Here is a 21,296-nt window from a genome sequence, read left to right as displayed (position 1 = left end):
TACTCCTACCTGTTTTCTTGATAAAATGCTTAAAGATCAAAGTATGAAGATGGAGGAACGTGTGTGTTCTATTACATAATCGCATTCGTTATCATTTGTTTAGATCAATTAACAAAATGGCTCATTGTCAAAAACATGATGCTCGGAGATTCTGTGCCAGTAATTGATGGATTCTTTTATATCACGTCTCACCGAAATTCAGGAGCCGCATGGGGAATTCTCCAAGGGCAAATGTGGTTTTTCTATGTGATCACACTCGTTGTAATTGCGGGAATTGTTTATTACTTACAAAAACATGGACAAAAGGACAAGCTGCTTGGAGTAGCGCTGGCCTTAATGCTTGGCGGAGCGATCGGCAACTTTATCGACCGAATTTTCCGTCAGGAAGTGGTAGATTTTGCTCATTTTGTATTTGGGGATTATCACTACCCAATCTTTAATATTGCAGATTCTTCTCTCTGTGTAGGGGTTATTCTGCTCTTCATTCAAATGCTGTTAGATGGAAAGAAAAATAAGGAGTCAACTACATGAATCAAGTAAATATTGCCGTTTCAGAAGAACAAACGAGTGAACGGCTTGATAAATTTCTAAGCACGACAGAACCAGAATGGTCAAGAACCCAAGTCCAGCAATGGGTAAAAGATGGGCTGATCGAAGTAAACGGGAAACAAGTAAAGGCCAATTACAAAGTACAAGCTGGAGATCAAATCAAAGTGGATATTCCAGATCCAGAAGAGCTGGATGTAGAAGCAGAGCCAATGGATCTTGATATTTATTATGAGGATGCAGATGTACTAGTAGTGAATAAACCACGAGGAATGGTCGTTCATCCAGCGCCAGGTCATGTGTCAGGAACGCTTGTAAATGGTCTGATGGCACATTGCAAGGACTTATCAGGGATTAACGGTGTGATGCGTCCTGGAATTGTCCACCGAATTGATAAAGATACGTCTGGACTGTTAATGGTCGCGAAAAACGATATGGCGCATGAGTCACTCGTCAATCAGCTGGTGGCTAAGACCGTCACAAGAAAGTATACGGCCGTTGTCCACGGCATTATCCAGCATGATACAGGTACAATCGATGCACCAATTGGCAGAGACAAAAAAGACCGCCAGAGCATGACGGTCACAAAAGAAAATGCAAAACAGGCCGTCACTCACTTTGATGTGATTGAACGCTTTAAGGACTTCACAGTTGTCGAGTGCCGTCTTGAAACAGGAAGAACACACCAAATTCGTGTTCATATGAAATATATCGGCTACCCTCTTGCAGGAGATCCGAAATATGGACCAAGAAAAACAGTCGATTTTAATGGACAGCTTCTGCATGCAGGTGTTTTAGGATTTGATCATCCTAGAACAGGAGAATATATCGAGTTCACAGCACCAATTCCAGCTGATATGCAGGCTTTTATCGATTCATTAAGAAATAACGATTGACAGGCCGTTCTTTTTCTGAAATAATAAACGAAGAAATTGAGATTCTTTAAAACAGTCCGGAGAGGCTGAGAAGGATAACGGATCAATTTGTGCACGAGTATGCACAAATGAACGCCCCTCTCTGCACTTTGCAGAAGGGGCTTTTTATTTGTCAAAAAGAGGTGTAAAAGATGGAACAAAAAGCAGTCATTCTTGATGAACAAGCGATCAGACGAGCGCTTACCCGAATTGCACATGAAATGATTGAGCGCAACAAAGGGATGAAGGATGTCATCCTTGCCGGGATCAAGACAAGAGGCATACATCTTGCAAAGCGCCTTGCAGAGCGCATCGAGCAAATTGAAGGAAATCCAGTCACTGTGGGTGAACTTGATATTACGCTATACCGTGATGACCTGACAAAAAAGACAGACAACCAAGACCCGCTTGTAAAGGGTGCAGACATACCAGCTGACATTAATGACAAAACACTCATTGTCGTTGACGATGTCCTGTTTACAGGCAGAACCGTCAGAGCAGCTATGGATGCCCTTGTGGATGTAGGAAGACCATCTTCCATTCAGCTGGCTGTGCTCGTCGACCGGGGACACCGTGAGCTGCCGATTCGAGCGGATTATATCGGGAAAAACATTCCGACGTCAAAAGCAGAGACAGTCATGGTTCAGCTCAATGAAGTAGATCAAAACGACCTTGTCGCTATATATGAAAAATAACCTTTTTAAATGCATTCCAGAGAGTTTGCAAAGAGGGCAATAACAGAGACACCGAGCACACGGCTAACATGACGTGTCTGGTTTTTCTAGGCCTCTTTGCGCATACTCGCAAAGAGGCTTTTTTAATGAAAAAGGACACATCTAGGAGGAAAATCATGAGTCAGCAAAAAGCCAATTTAGGCATTCGAGATATCCCAAAACCATTCACATGGCTGTCACTTAGCCTTCAGCATTTGTTTGCGATGTTTGGTGCGACCATTCTAGTACCAAAAATCATTGATATGAGTCCAGCCGTCGCGCTCATTTCAAGCGGTGTGGGAACGATTGTTTACTTAATTATCACAAGAGGACAAATTCCGGCGTATCTTGGATCGTCCTTTGCCTTCATCGCCCCCATACTGAATGTTAAAGCAACGGGCGGCCCTGGAGCCGCAATGGTTGGCGCCTTCATGGCGGGTGTCGCTTATGCGCTCATCGCCCTGTTCATTAAATGGCTCGGCACAGGCTGGCTGATGAAGCTTCTGCCGCCGGTTGTCGTAGGACCAGTCATTATGGTCATCGGACTTGGACTCGCTGGAACAGCAGTCAACATGGCGATGTATGTTGATCCGAATGCCACCGAGCTTGTTTACAGTCTCAAGCACTTAATGGTTGCTGGCTTCACACTGGCTGTCACCATAATCAGTATGATTTTCCTAAGAGGATTCCTTAGCTTAATCCCAGTATTAATCGGCATAATCAGCGGCTATCTCTTTGCCTTAACACAAGGCATCGTGAACTTCCAGCCGGTCATTGACGCAAAATGGTTTGCTGTGCCAGACTTCGTTGTGCCATTTGTCGACTATACACCTGCTGTGACTTTAAGCATTCTCACAGTGATGGTGCCGGTAGCCTTTGTCACAATGTCTGAGCATATCGGCCACCAAGTGGTGTTAAGTAAGGTCGTAGGACAAGATTTTATTAAAAAACCAGGTCTTCACCGCTCCATTTTAGGAGACAGTGCGGCGACGATCTTCGCTTCACTTATTGGCGGACCACCAACAACAACTTATGGAGAGAACATTGGCGTACTTGCCATCACAAGAGTGTTCAGTATCTTCGTCATCGGCGGAGCAGCGGTGTTTGCGATCTGCTTCGGTTTTGTAGGGAAAATTTCAGCATTAATCAGTACAGTGCCGTCCGCGGTGATGGGAGGCGTTTCGTTCCTGCTATTTGGAATCATTGCCTCAAGCGGCCTGAGAATCCTGATTGATCATAAAGTGAATTTTGAAGAAAAGCGTAATCTCATTATCGCATCAGTCATCCTAGTCATCGGAATTGGCGGGGCATTCATTGAGGTGAAACAAATCAATCTCACTCTATCTGGAATGGCACTTGCTGCGATTACAGGTGTCCTGTTAAACCTGATCCTGCCGCATCAAAAAGCAGAAGATGACGAGTCAAATGAATCAAATACAGAAAACCTTTTAAAAGAAGTCCAGTGAGGCTGACAAGGGTTCTAAAATGAGCAGAATGCACGAAAGTGCCGCTGCTTCTTTTGGAGAACCCTAAGCTGCCGAGGCTTAGGGTTTTTTTGAACCTGAAAGTGATGAAAAACTAGAGGGGGAAGAAAAAATGAATGATTTATCGACAATGAGCAGCTTATCAAAAGAAGAGATTTTACAGCTGATTGAAGAAGCAGCTGCACTCAAAAAGGGGAAACAAGAACATGGATTAGCCGGAGAATTTGTGGCAAACCTCTTCTTTGAACCGAGCACAAGAACACGTTTTAGCTTCGAAGTAGCCGAGAAGAAACTAGGGATGAATGTCCTGAGCTTAGATGCAGCAAGCACCTCCGTTCAAAAGGGCGAAACACTTTACGATACGGTAAAAACGCTTGAATCAATCGGAGTAAAGGCATGTGTGATAAGGGACAGCACAGATGAATATTACAACGAGCTGATCGGGAAGGTTGGGATTCCCATCATCAATGCAGGGGATGGCTGCGGGCAGCATCCTACCCAATCACTGCTTGACCTCATGACCATCTTTGAAGAGTTTGGCGGCTTTGAAGGCTTAACGATTTCGATTCATGGAGACATCAAACATAGCAGGGTGGCAAGGTCAAATGCTGAGGTTCTCTCGAGACTGGGAGCGACAGTGCTCTTTTCAGGACCTGCTTCCTTCCAGGATGAACAAAACCCTCACGGAACGTACGTTCAAGTAGATCAAGCCATCGCACAATCTGATGTGGTGATGCTGCTCAGAATTCAGCATGAACGGCACGCTGAAAAAATGGGCAGTGAAGATTACTTATCAACTTATGGATTAACAGTAGATAGAGCAAACAAAATGAAAGAACGAGCGATTATTATGCATCCAGCACCAGTAAACAGAGGTGTTGAAATAGATGATTCATTAGTAGAGTCCAAGCAGTCAAGGATTTTCAAGCAAATGGAAAATGGTGTTTATATCCGAATGGCCGTATTAAAAAGAGCTTTTCAAAATAGCACACTACATCAAAAAGGGAGAGATTCTGTCTATGTCATATCTCATTAAAAACGGTTTTATCTTAACAAGCACAGGCGAAAGAGTGCAGCAGGATATTAGGGTAAAAGGAGAAGTGATTCAAGCGATTGGTCACTTAGAAAGAGAAGACGGAGAAGAGGTTATTGATGCAGCAGGGCTATTCGTATCACCAGGCTTGATCGATCTGCATGTGCATTTAAGAGAGCCAGGCGGAGAGAAAAAAGAAACGATTGAAACAGGCTCTAAAGCAGCCGCAAGAGGCGGCTATACGACGATTGCAGCGATGCCGAATACACGTCCGGTTCCAGATACAAAAGAGCAAATGGAATGGCTCATGAATCGAATCGAAGAGACTTCATCTGTGAGAGTGCTGCCATACGCCTCCATCACAACAAGACAAATTGGGGAAGAAATGACGGATTTTGCAGCACTAAAAGAAGCAGGTGCCTTTGCCTTTACAGATGACGGTGTCGGCATCCAAACAGCAGGCATGATGTACGAAGCGATGAAAAAGGCAGCAAGTCTTGATCAAGCGATTGTGGCGCACTGTGAAGATAACTCGCTCATTTACGGCGGGTGCGTTCATGAAGGAGAATTTTCAAAAGCAAATGGGTTAAACGGAATACCGTCAATCTGTGAATCGGTGCATATTGCAAGAGATGTTCTTTTAGCAGAAGCAGCGAACTGTCATTATCATGTATGTCATATCAGTACGAAAGAATCTGTGCGGGTCGTACGCGATGCAAAAAAAGCAGGCATTCGTGTAACGGCTGAGGTGTCACCGCATCACCTGCTGTTGTGTGATACGGACATTCCGGGTCTTGATACAAACTATAAAATGAACCCGCCGCTCAGAGGAAAAGAGGATCGCGAGGCATTGATCGAGGGACTGTTAGATGGAACGATTGATTTCATCGCAACAGACCATGCGCCGCATACAGAAGAAGAAAAGAACGAAACGATGCAGCGTGCCCCGTTCGGAATTGTGGGACTTGAAACTGCGTTTCCGCTTCTGTATACACGATTTGTCAAAACAGGCGAATGGACATTAAAAGAACTCGTTGATTATATGACAATCAAACCAGCAGAAGCATTTTCTCTTCCATACGGAAAGCTTGAAGAAGGGCACATAGCTGATATCACACTCATTGATTTAAACAAAGAAATGGCAATCGATAAAAAAAGCTTCTTATCTAAAGGGCAAAATACACCGTTTGACAAATTGACTGTATCAGGATGGCCGGTCATGACACTTGCATCTGGGAAAGTCGTTTATGAAGAGGGGAGACTAGTAAAATGAAGAGACGCTTAGTGCTAGAAAACGGAACAGTATTCGAAGGAACAGGCTTTGGCAGCTTAGAACCATCAGTCGGAGAAGTCGTCTTTAATACAGGGATGACGGGCTATCAAGAAATTTTATCTGATCCATCATACTGTGGACAAATTGTCACACTGACTTACCCGCTTATCGGCAACTATGGCATTAACCGTGATGATTTTGAATCGATCACACCGTTTGTGAAAGGGCTGATTGTGAAAGAGCTTTGTGAAAAGCCCTCAAACTGGCGCTCTTCATACTCACTCGATGAATATTTAAAAATGAAAAACATTCCGGGGCTGAGCGGAATCGATACACGGAAGCTGACTAGAATGATTCGAAGTGCAGGGACTTTAAGAGGGGCGTTTGCAGGACCTGATGAACAAGTGGAAGACGTTGTCCGCCGCCTTCAAACATTGCAGCTGCCAACTGATCAAGTGAGTCAAGTATCTGTAAAAAATGCGTACCCAAGCCCAGGCAGAGGAAAAAGAATTGTCCTTGTCGATTTCGGCATGAAGCACGGCATTTTGCGCGAGCTCAATAAACGTGACTGCGACGTCATTGTGGTGCCATACAAAATCACTGCAGATGAAGTGCTGCAGCTAAAGCCTGATGGCATCATGCTTTCAAACGGACCTGGAGATCCCGTGGATGTGCCGGAAGCCGTTGAGATGATTCAGCAATTGATTGGAAAGGTGCCACTGTTTGGAATTTGCCTCGGACATCAGTTATTTGCTCTAGCGTGCGGTGCAAGTACAGAAAAAATGAAATTTGGTCACAGAGGGTCCAACCATCCGGTGAAAGAACTAGCAACTGGCAAGGTGACACTGACGTCTCAAAACCATGGTTACACGGTTAGCAGTATTAACGAAGACGTGCTCGAAGTCACACATATTGCCCTAAACGACAATACGATTGAAGGATTAAAACATAAAGAAGCACCAGCATTCACTGTTCAGTACCACCCAGAAGCATCACCGGGTCCAGAAGATGCAAACTACTTATTTGACCAGTTCATGGAAATGATTCATACGACTGAGAAAGAAGGGGAAGAAGTATGCCAAAACGCGTAGACATCAAAAAGATTTTAGTAATCGGATCAGGTCCTATCATCATCGGTCAGGCAGCGGAGTTTGACTATGCAGGCACACAGGCTTGCTTAGCGCTAAAAGAAGAGGGCTATGAAGTCGTTCTTGTGAACTCTAACCCTGCGACTATCATGACAGATACAGAAATGGCTGATAAGGTATACATCGAACCACTGACACCAGAATTTTTAACACGAATCATTCGAAAAGAACGCCCTGATGCGATCTTACCAACGCTTGGCGGGCAAACTGGATTAAACCTTGCAGTTGAATTATCAGACCTTGGCGTATTAGCTGAATGCGGCGTTGAAGTGCTCGGTACAAAGCTGTCAGCAATCCAAAAAGCAGAGGATAGAGATTTATTCCGTAATTTGATGAATGAACTAAATGAGCCTGTACCAGAAAGTGAAATCATTCATAATCTGGAAGAAGCGATGGCGTTCACGGATCAAATCGGCTTCCCTGTCATCGTCAGACCAGCCTATACATTAGGCGGAACGGGCGGCGGAATTTGTACAAACGAACAAGAACTGAAAGAAATCGTTGAAAACGGTTTGAAGCTAAGCCCAGTTACACAATGCTTACTTGAAAAAAGCATTGCAGGTTTTAAAGAAATTGAATATGAAGTCATGCGAGACAGCGGTGACCATGCAATCGTTGTTTGTAACATGGAAAACTTTGACCCTGTCGGCATCCATACAGGTGACAGTATTGTTGTAGCACCAAGCCAAACGTTAAGTGATCGTGAATATCAGCTGCTTCGCAATGTGTCGCTTAAGCTGATCCGTGCACTTGGCATTGAAGGCGGCTGTAACGTACAGCTGGCACTTGATCCAAACAGCTTTCAATACTATATCATCGAAGTAAATCCGCGTGTAAGCCGTTCATCTGCGCTTGCGTCAAAAGCGACAGGCTATCCAATTGCCAAATTGGCAGCGAAAATTGCTGTCGGCTTAACGCTTGATGAAATGATGAACCCAGTCACAGGTAAAACCTATGCAGCCTTTGAGCCGGCACTTGACTATATCGTTTCAAAAATACCGCGCTGGCCGTTCGATAAATTTGAATCTGCCAACAGACGTCTTGGTACGCAAATGAAGGCAACTGGTGAAGTCATGGCAATCGGCCGCACATTAGAAGAGTCTCTTCTAAAGGCTGTACGTTCACTTGAAGCCGATGTGCATCACATTGAATTAAAAGATGAAGCAGACATCACAAATGAAGTGCTTGAAAAGCGGATTATCAAAGCGGGAGACGAACGATTATTTTATATCGCTGAGGCGCTTAGAAGAGGCTATACCGTCGAACAAATACATGAATTCTCACAAATTGATTACTTCTTCCTTCATAAGCTGGAAGGTATCATCGCCTTTGAGAAAACATTAAAAGAAAACAAAGGCAATACTGACGTATTAAAAGAAGCGAAAGAAAAAGGCTTCTCAGATATCTACATTAGCCGTGAGTGGAATATGAAAGAAGCGGATGTCTACAAGCTAAGACAAGAAGCAGGCATTGTACCTGTATACAAAATGGTGGATACATGTGCGGCAGAATTTGAATCAGAGACACCATATTTCTACAGCACGTATGAAGATGAAAATGAATCAGAACGTACAGACAAGAAAAGCGTTATCGTATTAGGTTCAGGTCCTATCCGAATTGGACAAGGGGTTGAATTTGATTATGCGACCGTTCACTCTGTGTGGGCAATTAAACAAGCAGGCTATGAAGCGATCATTATAAACAACAACCCTGAAACGGTCTCAACAGACTTTAGTATTTCAGATAAGCTTTACTTTGAACCACTCACTGTAGAAGATGTCATGCACATCATCGACCTTGAACAGCCTGAAGGAGTCGTCGTTCAGTTCGGCGGGCAAACGGCGATCAACTTAGCAGATGAATTATCAAATAGAGGGGTTAAAATTCTTGGAACTTCTCTAGAAGACCTAGACCGTGCAGAAAACCGGGACAAGTTTGAACAAACGTTAGAAGCACTCGGCGTGCCGCAGCCTAAAGGGAAAACAGCAACGTCTGTGCCTGAAGCTGTAGCGATTGCAAATCAAATCGGCTACCCAGTCCTTGTCCGCCCTTCCTATGTATTAGGCGGCCGCGCGATGGAAATTGTGTATCAAGAAGCCGAGCTTCTTCACTACATGGAGAATGCGGTAAAAGTCAATCCGCAGCATCCAGTATTAATTGACAAGTATTTGACAGGAAAAGAAATTGAAGTAGATGCCGTGTCTGATGGAGAAACTGTCGTGATCCCAGGCATTATGGAACACATTGAAAGAGCCGGAGTTCACTCTGGTGACTCGATTGCGGTCTATCCGCCGCAAACATTGTCTGAGGATATCAAAGCGAAGATCGCAGAGTACACGATCAAGCTTGCAAAAGGACTTAACATTATTGGGCTTTTGAACATACAATTTGTCCTATCAAAAGGTGAAGTGTATGTACTTGAAGTGAACCCGAGATCAAGCCGGACGGTTCCTTTCTTAAGTAAAATTACAGGCATCCCGATGGCCAACCTTGCGACCAAAGTCATCTTAGGAGACAAACTCAAAAATTATGGCTACGAAGAAGGGCTTCACACAGAGCAAGAAGGAGTGTACGTCAAAGTCCCAGTCTTCTCTTTTGCAAAATTAAGAAGAGTGGATATTACACTCGGGCCTGAAATGAAATCAACAGGTGAAGTCATGGGGAAAGATGTCACAATCGAAAAAGCCTTATATAAAGGATTGATTGCATCAGGCATTCAAATTCCTAATGACGGAACAGTTCTTCTGACAGTGGCTGATAAGGATAAAGAAGAAGGACTTGAGATCGCAAGAAGATTCCATTCAATCGGCTATCATATTTTAGCGACAGAAGGAACGGCGAATTACTTAAAACAAGCTTCCATTCCATCAAGTGTGGTCGGCAAAATCGGAGAAGAAGGCAAAAACCTTCTCGATGTCATTCGAAACGGGGAAGCCCAATTCGTGATCAACACATTAACAAAAGGAAAACAGCCGGCAAGAGACGGCTTTAGAATTAGACGTGAATCTGTTGAAAACGGAGTGGCTTGCTTAACGTCACTAGATACAGCAGAAGCCATTTTAAGAGTGCTTGAGAGCATGACATTTAGAGCGGATGAAATGCCAGAAGTGAAAACGAATGCTGAGGTGACAGTAACGATATGAAAAAAGCATACTTGACGGTCGTCTCGAACCGAGAGATCGCTGATCATATTTTCGAAATGACATTAAAAGGTGACCTTGTGGACTCCTTTCAAACGGCTGGACAATTTCTTCATCTAAAGGTCAGTGAATCCATGACACCGCTGCTGAGAAGACCGATCAGTATTGCCAACATTCATGCCGAGCAAAATGAAGCAACCATCATTTACCGCGCAGAAGGAGAGGGCACAAAGCTCCTCTCCCAAAAGCGGGAGGGAGAAGCAGTCGATGTATTAGGGCCGCTTGGAAACGGGTATGATCCTTCAGTCGTCCAGCCCGGACAGACGGCATTACTAGTCGGCGGCGGAATTGGTGTACCGCCTCTATATGAGCTGTCCAAGCGTTTAACGAAAAAAGGCGTCATCGTAAATCATGTCCTCGGCTTTCAGTCGAAAAAGGATGTATTTTACGAGGAGAAATTTCAAGCACTCGGTGATACGTTTATTGCAACTGTTGATGGCACACATGGTGTTAAAGGCTTTGTGACAGATGTGATAAAAGAGCAAAACCTGAGCTTTGATGTGCTGCTTTCCTGCGGTCCGACACCTATGCTAAAAGCGCTGAAAGACACGTATCCTGATAAGCCAGTCTACATTTCGATGGAAGAACGAATGGGCTGCGGGATTGGTGCCTGCTTTGCATGTGTCTGTCATACTGATCAGCTCGACAAACCTTACGTCAAAGTCTGTCTTGATGGACCTGTTTTTAAAGCAGAGGAGGTGGCATTGTCATGCTAAACGTTGAGTTACCCGGATTATCTTTAAAGAATCCAATTATCCCTGCATCAGGCTGCTTTGGATTCGGGAGAGAATTTGCATCCTTATATGACCTATCAGTACTGGGCGGTATCATGATTAAAGCCACAACCCTTGAACCGAGATTTGGCAATCCGACACCAAGGGTAGCCGAGACAGGAGCCGGTATGCTCAATGCAATCGGCCTTCAAAACCCAGGTCTAAAAGGTGTGCTTGAAAATGAATTGCCTTGGCTCGAGCAGTTTGATACACCAATTATCGCAAACGTTGCTGGCTCACAAGTTGATGATTATGTTGAAGTAGCCAAGCAAATCAGCCAAGCCAAAAATGTTCATGCCCTTGAACTGAATATTTCTTGCCCAAATGTTAAAACTGGCGGGATCGCCTTTGGTACAGATCCAAATATGGCGGCGTCATTGACAAAAGCGGTCAAGGAAGTCTCTTCTGTACCTGTCTATGTCAAGCTGTCACCTAACGTAGCCAATATTGTGGAGATTGCTCAAGCGATTGAAGCTGCTGGCGCGGATGGACTCACCATGATTAACACATTAATCGGGATGCGTTTAGATTTAAAAACGGGGAAACCCATCCTTGCCAATAAAACAGGCGGATTATCAGGACCAGCTGTCAAACCTGTCGCTGTACGTATGGTGCATGAGGTGAGTCAAGCAGTTTCTATTCCGATTATAGGGATGGGCGGAGTGCAAAGTGCTGAAGATGTACTTGAATTTTTACTAGCAGGTGCAAGTGCAGTCGCTGTCGGTACAGCCAATTTTGTGAATCCATTTATTTGCCCGGAAATCATTGAAGAGCTGCCAAATGTGTTAGCAGCATATGGTTATTCATCTGTAGAGGAATGTATCGGAAGGAGCTGGAAACATGAAGCACTTGCCCATCATCGCGCTTGATTTTCCGTCAGGGCAGGAGGCGCTTGCTTTTTTAGATCCCTTTGAAGGGACACCATTATTTGTGAAGGTCGGCATGGAGCTGTTTTACCAAGAAGGACCTGCCATCCTTGAAGCGCTGAAAGAAAAAAATTGCCGCATTTTTCTCGATCTAAAATTACATGACATTCCAACAACGGTGCAAAAAGCGATGAATCGGCTTGCCGCACTTGGCGTTGATTTGGTCAATGTGCATGCTGCTGGCGGGAAACGAATGATGCAGGCTGCATTAGAGGGACTTGAAAGCGGGACTCCTGCTGGACAAAGCCGTCCGGGCATTATTGCAGTGACCCAGCTGACTAGTACGTCAGAAGACATGATGAGAAGCGAGTTGCTCATTGACCGTCCGCTGCAAGAGACTGTGATCCGGTACGGACAATTAGCATATGAAAGTGGACTGGACGGTGTTGTTTGCTCTGTTCATGAATCTAAAGCACTTCATGAACATATCTCACCCTCCTTTCTCACTGTAACGCCAGGTATTCGCTTACCGAATGATCAAACCGATGACCAAAAGCGTGTGGCGACACCTGCCTATGCAAAAGAGCAAGGAGTTTCACAAATCGTTGTCGGGAGATCAATCACAAAAGCTGATAAACCAATAGAAGCCTATCATCAAATTTTGAAAGAGTGGGAGTGACTGCCAGATGAAATCAAAAATCGCGAAACATCTATTACAAATCAAAGCGGTCTCATTAAAACCAGACGAACCGTTTACATGGGCGAGCGGGATAAAATCACCGATCTATTGTGATAACCGCCTGACATTGTCATACCCAGAAGTCAGACACGACATTGCTGAAGGACTAAAGGATTTGATTCTCACTCATTTCAAGGGAGCCGAGGTTGTTGCGGGTACTGCAACAGCAGGCATTCCGCATGCGGCATTAGCAGCAGACCGCTTGAACATCCCGATGTGTTATGTCAGAAGTAAGCCGAAAGCACACGGAAAAGGAAATCAAATTGAAGGGGCCGTATCGAAAGGCCAAAAGGTTGTCGTCGTCGAAGACCTTATTTCCACAGGAGGCAGTGTACTTGAAGTAGTCGCTGCTCTTCAAGCTGAGGGCTGCGAGGTATTAGGAGTTGCCGCAATCTTCACATATGGACTGCCAAAAGCAGCGGCAGCTTTTCAAGAAAAAAATATTCCTTATGTCACCCTAACAGACTATGACACATTGACAGACGTGGCACTTGAACTGAAAGCGATTGAGCCGTCTGCGATGAACAAACTAAAACGCTGGAGACAAGATCCTACCTCTGAATCTTGGATGGAAGAAACGGTCTGAAAAGTCAAAGTCCATCGTTAACAATTTCAAAAGCTGTGCCTGCCAGCACGGCTTTTTTTATTTGGGTAAAAATAGTAAAATAGACTCAAATTTTAATAAAAACTAATCCTATCAATAAAGTCGGGTTGACTTTTGTTTGAATTGTGTTAATATTTAAGACAAATTGAAACTCTTATCCAGAGAGGTGGAGGGACTGGCCCGATGAAACCCGGCAACCTGCGATTCGCAAGGTGCTACTTCCTGCAAAATGATTCTATTTTGAAAGATAAGGAAATCGTAAGCTTCCTCATCTTTCTTTCGGACTGAAAGAAAGTTTTTTTATTTTAACGGTGAGGAGGAAGAGGAGATGGAAGTGAAACAAAATCAGGATGAGGACTTAGTAAAGCATATGCAAGAACTGATTGGGGATATGAAATTTGGTTCAATTACGTTAATTGTTCAGGACGGTCAAGTGATTCAAGTGGAAAAAAACGAAAAAATTAGATTGAAGTAGTGCGAAAAATAGCAATATGAGCGGTACTCCGGAAGGGGAGAAATCATGTTAACTTATGAAAATTGGCAAGAGCCGTCCATTACATTTCAAGAGGATGATTTGTATAAAGGAGCCCTGTCTGTACTGAAATGGGCGTACGGTCATTATGGTGACCAGCTCGTGTATGCGTGCAGCTTTGGCATCGAGGGCATCGTCCTGATTGATCTTATTGCAAAAGTAAAAAAAGATGCGAGAATTGTCTTTTTAGATACAGGTCTGCATTTTAAAGAAACTTACGACACAATTGATGCGGTAAAGGAAAGATACCCGGGTTTAGACATTGTACTAAAAACGCCTGAGCTGACGGTTGAACAGCAAAATGAGCAGCACGGTGATGAATTATGGAAAACAAATCCTCAAAGCTGCTGCCATATGCGTAAGGTCATTCCTTTGCAAGAAGCCCTCTCTGGATATCCAGCATGGCTTTCCGGTTTAAGAAGAGAGCAGTCACCAAAACGAGCAGGGACGAATTTCTTAAATAAGGATGAAAAATTCAAATCAGTGAAAGTATGTCCGCTCATCCATTGGACGTGGAAGGACATATGGAGATATGCATCTAGAGAGGAACTTACTTATAATCCGCTGCATGACCAAGGGTATCCAAGTATCGGATGTGCACCATGTACACAGCCAGCATTTACTGCAGATGATCTGCGTTCTGGCAGATGGTCAGGAACAGCCAAGACAGAGTGCGGATTACATGAGTAAGGGAGCATAATGTATGGAAATCGCCGCAATTTTATTTAGTCTATTCTTTGCTTTAAACATAGGCGCAAGCGGAGCAGCTGCTTCTATGGGTATTGCGTATGGATCAGGTGCCATTCAAAAGCCTATTTATGCGCTCAGCGTTTGTGCAGTTGGGATTTTAGCAGGTTCAGTGATTGGCGGCGGTGAGGTCGTCAAAACAATCAGCTCTGGTATTATGCCAGAATCAGTCATTACACTTGAAATCGTTTGTATTATCATTGCTTCTGCTGCACTATCACTTTTCATAGCGAATCTGATGGCGATTCCTTTATCAACAAGCGAGGTCACAGTAGGGGCTGTGGTTGGTGTGGCAGTCGCGTATAAAGTATTGTTTGTGAAATCCATTTTAGTGATTGTGGCATTTTGGGTCATCATCCCGCTTTTCGCCTTTCTTTTTACCTTTGCTATCGTCAAAATCATCAGAATGTTCCCTAAACGGAAGCTGTCTAAAAAAGGCACAGCTATTTTATCTGTCGTATTAATCCTCAGCGGATTTTTAGAAGCATTTTCAGCAGGTATGAACAATGTGGCAAATGCAGTCGGCCCGCTCGTCGCCTCAGGCGTTTTATCAGTTGGGCAGGGAACACTTTACGGCGGAATCTTTGTCGCAGCAGGGGCCCTCTTGCTAGGCAGAAGAGTGCTGGAAACAAACGGAAAGAAAATCACCCGCTATCAAACGGGCGAAGGGATTTTACTTTCGAGTACCGGTGCTGGGCTTGTCATCGTCAGCTCTATTTTTGGCCTGCCCGTTCCGCTTACCCAAATCACCTCCTCGTCTATTATCGGGCTTGGAATGGCAAAAGGCGGGCCTAACATTTTTCACAAACATGTTGTGAAAAAAATGCTGAAGGTATGGGTGGTCTCACCTTTCTTATCACTCAGCCTATCGTATTTGCTTGTGAGCCTTTTCTTAAAAGGAGACTATTACTCTATCTTTATCATGATGAGTGTACTGCTTGCCTCACTTGGTGCGCTGAGTCTGATGAAAGCAGTCAAAAATGAAAGCAGCTCTATTCATGAACAGGGCGGCGGGATTTAACCATAAATCCGACTATTAACATCTAATAAATATGAACATTGAGAGGAAGATGAACAAATGAGTTTAACACCACATGGTGGCGTATTAATTAATCGAGTAAATGAAGAATATGATCTCAGCACGGCTGAGAAGGAAATTGAACTAGATGCGATTTCCTTTGCGGACCTTGAACTCATTGCAATTGGCGGATATAGTCCAATTGAAGGGTTTTTAACAAAAGCTGATTATGAAGCAGTTGTAAGCAGTATGCGGCTAGCAAGTGGTATCGTTTGGTCTCTTCCTATTACACTGCCAGTAACAAAAGAAAAGGCGGCGGAAATCCATCAAGGCGATATCGTGCGCTTATCCTACAATGGAACTGTATATGGGGTCATTGAAGTAGAGGATCAATACACACCAGATAAAGAAAAAGAAGCGGTGAATGTCTATAAAACTGATGACCGCAATCATCCAGGCGTGAAAAAATTATTTGAACGCGGCGATACTTACATTGGCGGGAAAATCACATTGACGAAACGCAGTGAAAAACCATTCCCTCAATTTACGTATGAGCCAGAAGAAACAAGACGTCATTTTAAAGAAAACGGCTGGAAAACCATTGTTGGTTTCCAAACGAGAAACCCTGTTCATCGTGCCCATGAATATATTCAAAAAACAGCACTGGAAACAGTCGATGGTTTATTTTTAAATCCGCTTGTCGGTGAAACAAAATCTGACGATATCCCGGCAGATGTGAGAATGAAAAGCTATCAAGTGTTATTGAACGGTTATTATCCAAAAGACCGCGTCTTTTTAGGTGTTTTTCCTGCTGCAATGCGTTATGCTGGACCAAAGGAAGCCATTTTTCATGCGCTAGTGCGTAAAAATTATGGCTGCACCCATTTTATTGTCGGAAGAGATCATGCAGGTGTTGGTGACTATTACGGCACATACGAGGCGCAGGAACTCTTTGATCAATTTAAAAGCGAAGAAATCGGCATTACGCCATTAAAATTTGAACACAGCTTCTACTGTAATACATGTGAAGCGATGGCCACACCAAAAACGTGTCCTCACGATAAAAGCGAGCATGTCATTCTTTCAGGTACAAAGGTTCGAACGATGCTGAGAAACGGTGAATTACCACCAAGCACGTTCAGTCGAAAAGAAGTTATTGAAACATTAATCGAAGGATTAAAAACGACAGTATCTTAATGGGAGGGTATGACATGAGCAACGAACATATCGTGTGGCATGATTCATCTATTACAAAAAAAGAATATCAACAGAAAAACAATCATACGAGCGGCATTATCTGGCTTACAGGTCTAAGCGGGTCAGGTAAATCAACGATCGCAAATGCAGCCGCTAGAGAGCTGTTTGAACAAGGCTATCAAGTCACAGTGCTTGATGGCGATAACGTGCGGCACGGACTCAATAAAGATTTAGGGTTTTCAGATGATGACAGAAAAGAAAACATCCGCCGAATCGGAGAAGTGGCGAAATTATTTGTGGAGCAAGGAACGATTGTCATCACTGCTTTTATTTCTCCATTTCAAGAAGACCGCCACACTGTCAGACAGTTGGTCGAAGAGGGAGAATTTCACGAAGTGTTTGTCAAATGTGATTTGAACGTGTGTGAAGAGCGTGATCCAAAAGGGTTATATAAAAAGGCCAGAAACGGCGAAATTCCGTTTTTCACTGGAATCGATTCACCGTATGAAGAGCCCGCTGCGCCTGAGCTCGTATTAGATACAGGGGAATTATCCCGTGAGGAATCCAAACAGCGTCTTGTTGACTATGTAAAAGGAACAACGAAATAATCGCCTGATGGCAGGGGGAGAAAAGCAAGATGGGGAAAGTATACATTGTGGGTGCTGGACCCGGGGACCCAGATTTAATTACATTAAAGGCCCATAAGGCGATACAACAGGCAGATGTCATCTTATATGATCGTCTTGTCAATCAAGAAATTCTCGCCCACGCCAAACCGGAGGCGGAATTGATTTATTGCGGCAAGCTGCCAAATCATCATACAATGAGACAGGAAGCCATCAATGAAGCGCTTGTGGCTCATGCAAAGGAAGGGAACGTTGTCGTTCGGCTGAAAGGCGGCGACCCCTTTGTCTTTGGCCGCGGCGGTGAAGAAATCGAATGCTTAGCTGAGCACGGAATTCCGTATGAGGTCGTCCCGGGAATTACTTCTGGTATTGCAGCGGCTGCTTATGCGGGCATCCCTGTGACACATCGTGAATTCAGCTCAAATGTTGCTTTTGTCACGGGTCACTATCAAAAGGATGAACATTTTGAAGAAAAGTGGGAGGCGCTGGCTACAGGGATTGATACTCTTGTGATTTACATGGGTGTCAAAAACGTGGAAAGAGTGCAGCGCCTGCTTTTAAAAAATGGACGGGACCCTGAAACACCCGCTGCATTTATACACTGGGGAACCACAACGAGGCAAAAGACAACTTGCTGTACGGTGGCGACACTGTCTGAAACCGTTGAAAAAGAAGGGATCGAGCATCCAAGTTTAATTGTTGTTGGAGATGTCGTTCATTTTCACCAAAAGCTGAACTGGTTTGAACCCGCATTAATCGAGAAATGAGAATGATAGAGAAAAGACACGTGCATACATCGTGTCTTTTCGTCTGATGAAAACAAGTGAGAGGGAGGAGCCGCATGAAACAAGCTGTCCTTTATGTTGGGCATGGAAGCAGGGTGAAAGAAGCACAAGATAAGGCCATTTCTTTTATGAAAAGCTGTATGCCGTTAGTGAAAGCAGATATACAAGAAATTTGTTTTTTAGAGCTGACGGACCCTTCTATAGAAGAAGGATTTGAGGCCTGTGTGAACAAAGGAGCGACACACATTGCCATCGTCCCGCTCCTCCTTTTAACTGCCATGCATGCCAAATCGGATATACCGGTCGAAATTGAGAAAGTGCGCGCGCGATTCCCGCAAGTGAAGGTCACATATGGAAAGCCAATCGGCGTGAATCAAGAAGTAACAAAAGCAGTTGCCGCAAGAATTGAAGAAGCAGGATATCAAGGCGAGCGCGCGCGGATTCTTTTAATTGGCCGAGGGAGTTCTGATCCAGATGTGAAGCGAGATGTGTTTGGCATTGCAGACGATGTCCGAAGCCTGCTTCCTCATGCAGAGGTTCTTCCGTGTTTTATTACAGCATGTGAGCCAAATTACCGAGATGTTCTCGCGCAGTTATCAGCAGATGACGATGGGCCTGTCTATCTTGTTCCTTACTTGCTGTTTACGGGGATTTTAATGAAAGAAATTGAAAGTGAAGCCGCTCAGGCGAGAAAGCGGCTGAAAGATGTCCGGGTATGCCGATATATTGGCTTTCATCCGCATGTCAAAGCGGCTTATATTGAACGCGTGCAAGAAACCATTTTAAACAAAGACGATGTGTTTCGTTTCCAAGGAGAAAGCCATGCTTCCAGTCCATCTTGATTTAATCAATAAACAAGTGGTCATCGCCGGCGGAGGATCTGTCGCGTTAAGAAGAGCAAAGGCATTGTGTACGGAATCTTGCCATATAACTGTTGTGAGTCCTGATCTTTCTGAAGAGATGGCGTGCCTCATTGATACATACGCATTGAATTGGAAGGAAAAGAAGGTGGGCGCTGAAGATTTGAAGGATGCATTTTTCATTGTAGCTGCTACAAACGATCCTTCGGTAAATGAATGGATTGCACAAACAGCGCAGCCTCACCAGCTCGTGAATTGTGTGAGCCAATCTGAGCTCGGCAATGTCATTATGCCGAAGGTTGTCAAAGCAGGAAAAGTGACGATTTCAGTCTCTACAAGCGGTGCTAGCCCCGCCCGGACAAAACAGCTGGCTGCGGCAATTGAATCCTTGCTTGAAGAAGAGGATATTGACGCACTTGATGCCCTTTACATCGAAAGAAAAAAACGACAAAGAAAAAGCCGATAAAATCCTTACAGGAGATTTTATCGGCATTTTTTATTTATTTATTTTCTCAGCTTGAGCACAAGATCTTCGTCAGGCGTGACAAATAATGTTTGCTGCTGATCATACGTGACAAAGCCAGGCTTTGCTCCGTTTGGTTTTTTCACATGACGGATTTTCGTATAATCGACAGGAACGGAGCCGGACTCTTTTGCCTTCGAGAAGTAGGCGGCAATTTGAGCCGCTTCAAGCAGCGTTTGTTCATCAGGTGCTTGGTGACGGATGACGACATGTGACCCAGGAATATCCTTTGTATGCAGCCAAATATCATCACGAGCAGCTGCCTTTGTAGTCAAATATTCGTTTTGTTTGTTGTTTTTTCCAACTAAAATTGGAATGCCTTGGGACGACTCATACGTTTCGAGCTGAATGGCCGCCGGTTTTTTCTTTTTGGCGTGACGCTTTTGTTTGGCGCGCAAATATTTTCCTTCAACAAGCTCTTCTCTCATTTCCTCTAAATCCTTCGGTGAAGCAGAGGACAGCTGCTGAATCAGCTCTTCAAAATAAGCAATCTCTTCATATGTCCGCTTAATTTGTTCATTTACAGCTTCTACAGCATTTTTTGCCTTTTGATATTTTGTAAAGTATGCTTGTGCATTTTCAGAAGGGGTTTTGTTTGTTTTGAGCGGAATCGTGATTTCTCCGCCGTCTTCATCGTAATAATTGATGACAGTCGCTTCTTTATCCCCTTTTTTAATCGCATATAAATTGGCTGTTAACAGCTCACCATAGAGCTGATATTTGTGTGCATCTTGAGATTCTTCAAGGGTTCTTTTCAGCTTTTTAAGCTTGTTTTCATTTTTCTTTTTTTCATTTACGACAAACCGTTCAAGGTCCGCTGCCTGCTGTTTGACTCTGTCTCTCTCAGCTTTTCCAAAATAAAAGCGGTCAAGCAGCTGGCTGAGTGAGTCGAATGTCTTCATTTCGCCATGGACATGCTGAAGCTCTAATAAATAGAAATACTCTTTCCCGTCTTTTCTTGTGAGCTGCGGCGTAAAAGAATGCATGCGAATGAGCTGGAACATGTCGAGCAGTGTATTTGGAATCGTTTCTTGATTGGCAAGACCAGCCCGGTGTACTGCTTCCTTTGCAAACAGCGGGGAAACCCCGGAGAAGGTATCGACAATTTGATTCGCGATCTTTCCTTCTTGAAAGCGTAAATGCTTCAAAATATCATCCTTTGTCACGTCAAAAGGATTCAATTTTTGCTGCGCAGGCGGCAGTAGGTATTCATGACCAGGGAGCACCGTTCGATAGCTGTTCACAGATGGAGAAAGATGTTTCAAACCATCAATAATCTGTTGCGTTCCATCCTCTACAAGAATGAAGTTACTATGACGTCCCATGATTTCAATGTAAAGCTTTCGCGTCTGCTCATCGCCGATTTCGTTTCGGCTTCGCACGTGAAGCACAATGACCCGGTCAAATCCAATCTGTTCAAAACGTTCAATGAAGCCGCCCTCAAGATGCTTTCTGAGGAGCATACAAAACATTGGCGGCTCGCTTGGATTGTCGTATTGATGCTCTGTGAGCTGCACTCTCGCATAGCTCGGATGAGCCGATAAAAGGAGCTTATGATTTTTCCCGTTTGATCGAATATGAAAAATCAACTCGTGCTTATATGGCTGATGGATTTTTGAAATTCTCCCGCCAGTTAATGTCTCTTGCAATTCATTTGTCATACCATATGTAAAAATGCCGTCAAATGACATGTTGGATACACCCTCTTCTTTCAC

21 protein-coding genes and 1 riboswitch are annotated in these 21,296 nt (G+C 44.1%); of the genes, 20 read left to right on the top strand and 1 reads right to left on the bottom strand.

The window, feature by feature from the left end; genetic code table 11:
- Positions 1-63 precede the first annotated feature (63 nt).
- The 20 genes from lspA to JVX94_RS06895 all read left to right on the top strand — a co-directional run bounded on the left by lspA (position 64) and on the right by JVX94_RS06895 (position 19,524).
- The gene (gene lspA / locus JVX94_RS06990; protein ID WP_024424236.1) at positions 64-531 is read left to right on the top strand and encodes a signal peptidase II; all 468 of its coding nucleotides are present in this window, start codon (positions 64-66) and stop codon (positions 529-531) included.
- Positions 528-1,442: an RluA family pseudouridine synthase gene (locus tag JVX94_RS06985; protein WP_205185054.1), complete on the top strand. Its 915-nt coding sequence runs from the start codon at positions 528-530 to the stop codon at positions 1,440-1,442. The genes lspA and JVX94_RS06985 overlap by 4 nt, the downstream gene beginning before the upstream one ends.
- Positions 1,443-1,612: 170 nt before the next feature.
- Positions 1,613-2,155: a bifunctional pyr operon transcriptional regulator/uracil phosphoribosyltransferase PyrR gene (gene pyrR, locus JVX94_RS06980; protein WP_024424234.1), complete on the top strand. Its 543-nt coding sequence runs from the start codon at positions 1,613-1,615 to the stop codon at positions 2,153-2,155.
- 155 nt (positions 2,156-2,310) lie between these two features.
- On the top strand, positions 2,311-3,639 hold the full coding sequence (locus JVX94_RS06975) for a solute carrier family 23 protein (protein ID WP_039178389.1): 1,329 nt from the start codon (positions 2,311-2,313) through the stop codon (positions 3,637-3,639).
- Positions 3,640-3,769: 130 nt separating this feature from the next.
- Positions 3,770-4,693 (top strand): aspartate carbamoyltransferase catalytic subunit, encoded by a 924-nt coding sequence (locus tag JVX94_RS06970; RefSeq protein ID WP_205185052.1) that lies wholly within the window; start codon positions 3,770-3,772, stop codon positions 4,691-4,693.
- Positions 4,677-5,963 (top strand): dihydroorotase, encoded by a 1,287-nt coding sequence (locus JVX94_RS06965; RefSeq protein WP_095408436.1) that lies wholly within the window; start codon positions 4,677-4,679, stop codon positions 5,961-5,963. Before JVX94_RS06970 ends, JVX94_RS06965 begins: the two co-directional genes overlap by 17 nt.
- A complete protein-coding gene (locus tag JVX94_RS06960; protein ID WP_205185050.1) occupies positions 5,960-7,054 on the top strand; it encodes a carbamoyl phosphate synthase small subunit in 1,095 nt (364 codons plus the stop codon). The genes JVX94_RS06965 and JVX94_RS06960 overlap by 4 nt, the downstream gene beginning before the upstream one ends.
- Positions 7,039-10,254, top strand: a complete 3,216-nt coding sequence (gene carB, locus JVX94_RS06955; RefSeq protein ID WP_095408437.1) for a carbamoyl-phosphate synthase (glutamine-hydrolyzing) large subunit — start codon at positions 7,039-7,041, stop codon at positions 10,252-10,254. Before JVX94_RS06960 ends, carB begins: the two co-directional genes overlap by 16 nt.
- The gene (locus JVX94_RS06950) at positions 10,251-11,027 is read left to right on the top strand and encodes a dihydroorotate dehydrogenase electron transfer subunit (RefSeq protein WP_205185047.1); all 777 of its coding nucleotides are present in this window, start codon (positions 10,251-10,253) and stop codon (positions 11,025-11,027) included. The genes carB and JVX94_RS06950 overlap by 4 nt, the downstream gene beginning before the upstream one ends.
- Entirely contained in the window at positions 11,021-11,953 is a 933-nt protein-coding gene (locus JVX94_RS06945; protein ID WP_073205127.1) for a dihydroorotate dehydrogenase, read from the top strand. The genes JVX94_RS06950 and JVX94_RS06945 overlap by 7 nt, the downstream gene beginning before the upstream one ends.
- Complete coding sequence (gene pyrF / locus JVX94_RS06940) at positions 11,925-12,629, top strand: orotidine-5'-phosphate decarboxylase (protein WP_144470432.1); 705 nt, start codon at positions 11,925-11,927, stop codon at positions 12,627-12,629. Before JVX94_RS06945 ends, pyrF begins: the two co-directional genes overlap by 29 nt.
- A gap of 7 nt (positions 12,630-12,636) precedes the next feature.
- Positions 12,637-13,275: an orotate phosphoribosyltransferase gene (gene pyrE, locus JVX94_RS06935; protein ID WP_144470434.1), complete on the top strand. Its 639-nt coding sequence runs from the start codon at positions 12,637-12,639 to the stop codon at positions 13,273-13,275.
- Between the two features lie 169 nt (positions 13,276-13,444).
- Positions 13,445-13,547, top strand: a riboswitch (SAM riboswitch).
- A 116-nt stretch (positions 13,548-13,663) separates the two neighbouring features.
- On the top strand, positions 13,664-13,768 hold the full coding sequence (locus JVX94_RS06930; protein WP_369810469.1) for a DUF2292 domain-containing protein: 105 nt from the start codon (positions 13,664-13,666) through the stop codon (positions 13,766-13,768).
- Between the two features lie 45 nt (positions 13,769-13,813).
- The gene (locus JVX94_RS06925) at positions 13,814-14,515 is read left to right on the top strand and encodes a phosphoadenylyl-sulfate reductase (protein WP_024426945.1); all 702 of its coding nucleotides are present in this window, start codon (positions 13,814-13,816) and stop codon (positions 14,513-14,515) included.
- A 13-nt stretch (positions 14,516-14,528) separates the two neighbouring features.
- Positions 14,529-15,593, top strand: coding sequence for a sulfate permease (locus tag JVX94_RS06920; protein ID WP_205185045.1), 1,065 nt, complete (start codon positions 14,529-14,531; stop codon positions 15,591-15,593).
- Between the two features lie 57 nt (positions 15,594-15,650).
- Positions 15,651-16,787, top strand: a complete 1,137-nt coding sequence (gene sat / locus JVX94_RS06915; protein WP_205185043.1) for a sulfate adenylyltransferase — start codon at positions 15,651-15,653, stop codon at positions 16,785-16,787.
- Between the two features lie 14 nt (positions 16,788-16,801).
- Entirely contained in the window at positions 16,802-17,395 is a 594-nt protein-coding gene (gene cysC / locus JVX94_RS06910; protein WP_024424221.1) for an adenylyl-sulfate kinase, read from the top strand.
- 29 nt (positions 17,396-17,424) lie between these two features.
- A complete protein-coding gene (gene cobA, locus JVX94_RS06905; RefSeq protein ID WP_041108928.1) occupies positions 17,425-18,180 on the top strand; it encodes a uroporphyrinogen-III C-methyltransferase in 756 nt (251 codons plus the stop codon).
- A gap of 74 nt (positions 18,181-18,254) precedes the next feature.
- Complete coding sequence (locus JVX94_RS06900; protein WP_144485155.1) at positions 18,255-19,040, top strand: sirohydrochlorin chelatase; 786 nt, start codon at positions 18,255-18,257, stop codon at positions 19,038-19,040.
- Positions 19,021-19,524, top strand: a complete 504-nt coding sequence (locus tag JVX94_RS06895) for a precorrin-2 dehydrogenase/sirohydrochlorin ferrochelatase family protein (RefSeq protein ID WP_205185041.1) — start codon at positions 19,021-19,023, stop codon at positions 19,522-19,524. Before JVX94_RS06900 ends, JVX94_RS06895 begins: the two co-directional genes overlap by 20 nt.
- A gap of 38 nt (positions 19,525-19,562) precedes the next feature.
- On the opposite strand, the gene JVX94_RS06890 is transcribed toward JVX94_RS06895, so the two are convergent.
- Positions 19,563-21,272, bottom strand: coding sequence for an Rqc2 family fibronectin-binding protein (locus JVX94_RS06890; RefSeq protein ID WP_144470444.1), 1,710 nt, complete (start codon positions 21,270-21,272; stop codon positions 19,563-19,565).
- Positions 21,273-21,296 lie beyond the last annotated feature (24 nt).

Origin of the sequence: Bacillus sp. PDNC022 (genome assembly GCF_016919285.1) — a bacterium.
Taxonomy (GTDB): domain Bacteria; phylum Bacillota; class Bacilli; order Bacillales; family Bacillaceae; genus Bacillus; species Bacillus safensis.
Note: the sequence above shows the minus strand (reverse complement) of the source record. Positions and strands in the feature narration are given on the sequence as shown.

Coding starts and splice junctions, on each gene's coding strand:
- JVX94_RS06945 (WP_073205127.1), top strand. CDS start 11,021: ATGCTAAACGTTGAGTTACCCGGATTATCTTTAAAGAATCCAATTATC.
- JVX94_RS06975 (WP_039178389.1), top strand. CDS start 2,311: ATGAGTCAGCAAAAAGCCAATTTAGGCATTCGAGATATCCCAAAACCA.
- JVX94_RS06965 (WP_095408436.1), top strand. CDS start 4,677: ATGTCATATCTCATTAAAAACGGTTTTATCTTAACAAGCACAGGCGAA.
- JVX94_RS06950 (WP_205185047.1), top strand. CDS start 10,251: ATGAAAAAAGCATACTTGACGGTCGTCTCGAACCGAGAGATCGCTGAT.
- JVX94_RS06920 (WP_205185045.1), top strand. CDS start 14,529: ATGGAAATCGCCGCAATTTTATTTAGTCTATTCTTTGCTTTAAACATA.
- JVX94_RS06960 (WP_205185050.1), top strand. CDS start 5,960: ATGAAGAGACGCTTAGTGCTAGAAAACGGAACAGTATTCGAAGGAACA.
- pyrE (WP_144470434.1), top strand. CDS start 12,637: ATGAAATCAAAAATCGCGAAACATCTATTACAAATCAAAGCGGTCTCA.
- JVX94_RS06925 (WP_024426945.1), top strand. CDS start 13,814: ATGTTAACTTATGAAAATTGGCAAGAGCCGTCCATTACATTTCAAGAG.
- cysC (WP_024424221.1), top strand. CDS start 16,802: ATGAGCAACGAACATATCGTGTGGCATGATTCATCTATTACAAAAAAA.
- JVX94_RS06970 (WP_205185052.1), top strand. CDS start 3,770: ATGAATGATTTATCGACAATGAGCAGCTTATCAAAAGAAGAGATTTTA.
- JVX94_RS06900 (WP_144485155.1), top strand. CDS start 18,255: ATGAAACAAGCTGTCCTTTATGTTGGGCATGGAAGCAGGGTGAAAGAA.
- pyrF (WP_144470432.1), top strand. CDS start 11,925: ATGAAGCACTTGCCCATCATCGCGCTTGATTTTCCGTCAGGGCAGGAG.
- sat (WP_205185043.1), top strand. CDS start 15,651: ATGAGTTTAACACCACATGGTGGCGTATTAATTAATCGAGTAAATGAA.
- JVX94_RS06985 (WP_205185054.1), top strand. CDS start 528: ATGAATCAAGTAAATATTGCCGTTTCAGAAGAACAAACGAGTGAACGG.
- JVX94_RS06895 (WP_205185041.1), top strand. CDS start 19,021: ATGCTTCCAGTCCATCTTGATTTAATCAATAAACAAGTGGTCATCGCC.
- cobA (WP_041108928.1), top strand. CDS start 17,425: ATGGGGAAAGTATACATTGTGGGTGCTGGACCCGGGGACCCAGATTTA.
- carB (WP_095408437.1), top strand. CDS start 7,039: ATGCCAAAACGCGTAGACATCAAAAAGATTTTAGTAATCGGATCAGGT.
- JVX94_RS06930 (WP_369810469.1), top strand. CDS start 13,664: ATGCAAGAACTGATTGGGGATATGAAATTTGGTTCAATTACGTTAATT.
- pyrR (WP_024424234.1), top strand. CDS start 1,613: ATGGAACAAAAAGCAGTCATTCTTGATGAACAAGCGATCAGACGAGCG.
- JVX94_RS06890 (WP_144470444.1), bottom strand. CDS start 21,272: ATGTCATTTGACGGCATTTTTACATATGGTATGACAAATGAATTGCAA.